The sequence below is a fragment of the Chitinophaga sp. genome, from assembly GCF_035564935.1.
GTDB lineage: Bacteria > Bacteroidota > Bacteroidia > Chitinophagales > Chitinophagaceae > Chitinophaga.
Map to the genome: position 1 here is coordinate 1 of NZ_DATMTE010000599.1, position 2,599 is coordinate 2,599.

Consider the following 2,599-nt stretch of genomic DNA (forward strand, 5'->3'; position numbering starts at 1 on the left):
ATCCAAAGTAATCAAATCAGGGTAATCAGCGTAATCAGTTTAATCCTGAGTCAGACAACCTCCGCTTAAATCTCCCCAAATCATTTAAAATCCAAAGTAATCAAATCAGGGTAATCAGCGTAATCAGTTTAATCCTGAGTCAGACAACCTCCGCTTAATCGCCGAAGGCGATTTCTTATTGTAAAGCGGCAACCCCACCAGGCTGATAAAGCCAAGGAGGATCACCAGTACGGTTTGCGCTACCCAGATGATCCAGCCAAAGGCAAAGCCGATGGCCAGCGGAATGCCGTATAATTCCAGCGACTTTTGCACCAGGGGTTGATAGGCGCCTATACCGCCGGGGGTAACGATCATGCCTACACTGCCGATCATCAGTACGGCGAGAGCGGCGCTGATGCCCAGGTGACTGGTTTCTTTCAGGCAAAAGAACCCGATGTATACCTGCGAAAGGTAGCAGGACCAGATCAGTACAGTATGCAACAGGAACCAGCCTTTCTTTTCCATTTTGCCGATAGAAAGAATGCCTTCCATAATGCCTCTCGCAAGGTTTTTTATGGTGATAGCCACTTTGGACCTGGCAAATTTTTTCAGGAGCCAGAGCAGCAGCAGTATTACGCCTGCAAGTATAATAATGCCGGTGAGCAGCTGTATGCCGTTGGCCTGGGCTACTTTGTGGGATAAGGGTATAAAGATGGATTCGTTCACGTAGGAGCCGAGTACGTCGAGCTGTGTTAATACGGTAAGGGCCATGAGCAGCAGCAGGCAAACCATGTCTACCGCGCGTTCCGCGATCATGGTGCCTACCAGTTTGTCGGCCGGTACTTTTTCATACTGGGCCAGTATCCCGCAGCGGGTCACTTCTCCCAGGCGGGGTACGGCGAGGTTGGCCAGGTAGCCTACCATCACGGCAAAGAAGGTGTTAAGGGTAGAGGGCTGGTGGCCCAGTGGCTTCATGAGCAGTTTCCATCTTACCGCCCGGAACCAGTGGCTGGCAATACCGATGGTCATGGTGGGGATCAGCAGCCAGTAATTGGCTCTGCGGAAGGCGGTGTTGATCTGTTCCCATTGTTCTGTAGTAATATCTTTGGTGAAAAGCCAGATCAACAGCACCCCTATGCCGAAAAAGCAAATAAACTTAATGACGTTCTTAAGCATTTTGGGCATGATCCAAAGTTGTTTAGGGCGTTAATAAAACAGGTACAGTATGGGTTTACAGTTTGTTTCCTTCTTTAGGGAAAATGGCAATAGGCGTATATTTTTTCGCTTCTTCAAAATCCATAGTGGCATAGGAAATGATAATCACTATATCACCAGGGGCAACAAGACGGGCGGCGGGGCCATTCATACAGATCACACCGGAACCGCGTTTTCCTTTGATCACATAGGTTTCCAGGCGTTCTCCGTTATTTACGTTTAATACCTGCACTTTTTCATACTCGATTAAACCAGCGGCGTCCATAAGGTCTTCGTCAATCGTAATACTTCCAACATATTGCAGATTGGCTTCCGTAACAACCGCGCGGTGAATCTTACACTTTAAAATTTCGATTTGCATAATTATACTGGCTTATCGCTATAGAGCGTTTGCAAAGCTAGGAAAAAAATATGGAAGATCGAACAGGGGATGCAGCGGTAATGCAGTGTTTGCCGCATCCCCTGCGGAATAGGTTACAAATTACCTTGCAGTATCATATTATCGATCAGGCGCACGCCATCCAGCCAGGCAGCAATGGCTACCACTACCGTAGCATTTCCCGGCGGCTGATCCAGGGGAACAAGGCTGTCATTTTCCAGCCGGAGAATATCCACGTATTCGGGCTCAAAGCCCTGTTTTTTGAGTTCATCAAATGCTTCGTGGGCGCCTTCCATAAAATGGAGGCCCTTCCCGAAATTATCCCTGATATGAAGGAGTGCCTGGTAAATGCCCACGGCTTTTTTCCGGGCGGCAGGAGAGAGGCGTGTATTACGGCTGCTCATGGCTAAACCATCCTTCTCCCTTTCGGTGGGGCACACCACCAGTTTTACAGGGGAATGGGTAACTTCCAGGAGCCGGCGGACGATCAGGCATTGCTGCAGATCTTTTTGTCCCATAAAAAGCTGGTCTGGTTGCACAATATCCAGTAACTTGTGAACAATGCGACCCACGCCCTGAAAATGCCCGGGGCGGAATTTACCTTCAAGGATGGTTTCCAGGTTGCCGAAATCGTAATGCAGATCACTTTTAAGACCTTCGGGATACATTTCTTCCACTGATGGTAAAAAAAGTATATCTGTTGATACGTTATTTAATTTTTTTATATCCTCTTCAATGGTAATGGGATATTTTTCAAAATCTTTTGGATCATTAAACTGAGTTGGATTGACAAAAATGCTGCAAACGACCACTTCATTTTTTTGCCTGGCAGCCTGAATAAGTGACAGGTGACCGGCATGGAGGGCTCCCATAGTGGGCACAAAACCAATGCTTTTGTTGCTTTTTCTTACCAGGTCCAGGTGCTTCTTCAGGTCCGCGCTGCGCTTAAATAGATACATAAATCATTGCTTAAAAGGATGTTAAAACTGACAGATTGACCAATATTCCGTAAAAAATCCGTAATTT

The 2,599-nt window shown here is 47.1% G+C and carries 3 protein-coding genes; all 3 read right to left on the reverse strand.

Features of this window, described 5'->3' with window-relative positions:
• Positions 1-123 precede the first annotated feature (123 nt).
• Positions 124-1,164: a lysylphosphatidylglycerol synthase transmembrane domain-containing protein gene (locus VN105_RS15170; protein ID WP_325642340.1), complete on the reverse strand. Its 1,041-nt coding sequence runs from the start codon at positions 1,162-1,164 to the stop codon at positions 124-126.
• A gap of 46 nt (positions 1,165-1,210) precedes the next feature.
• Positions 1,211-1,555, reverse strand: coding sequence for an aspartate 1-decarboxylase (gene panD / locus VN105_RS15175; protein WP_133811105.1), 345 nt, complete (start codon positions 1,553-1,555; stop codon positions 1,211-1,213).
• A gap of 113 nt (positions 1,556-1,668) precedes the next feature.
• The gene (gene panC / locus VN105_RS15180) at positions 1,669-2,532 is read right to left on the reverse strand and encodes a pantoate--beta-alanine ligase (protein ID WP_325642344.1); all 864 of its coding nucleotides are present in this window, start codon (positions 2,530-2,532) and stop codon (positions 1,669-1,671) included.
• Positions 2,533-2,599: the final 67 nt, after the last annotated feature.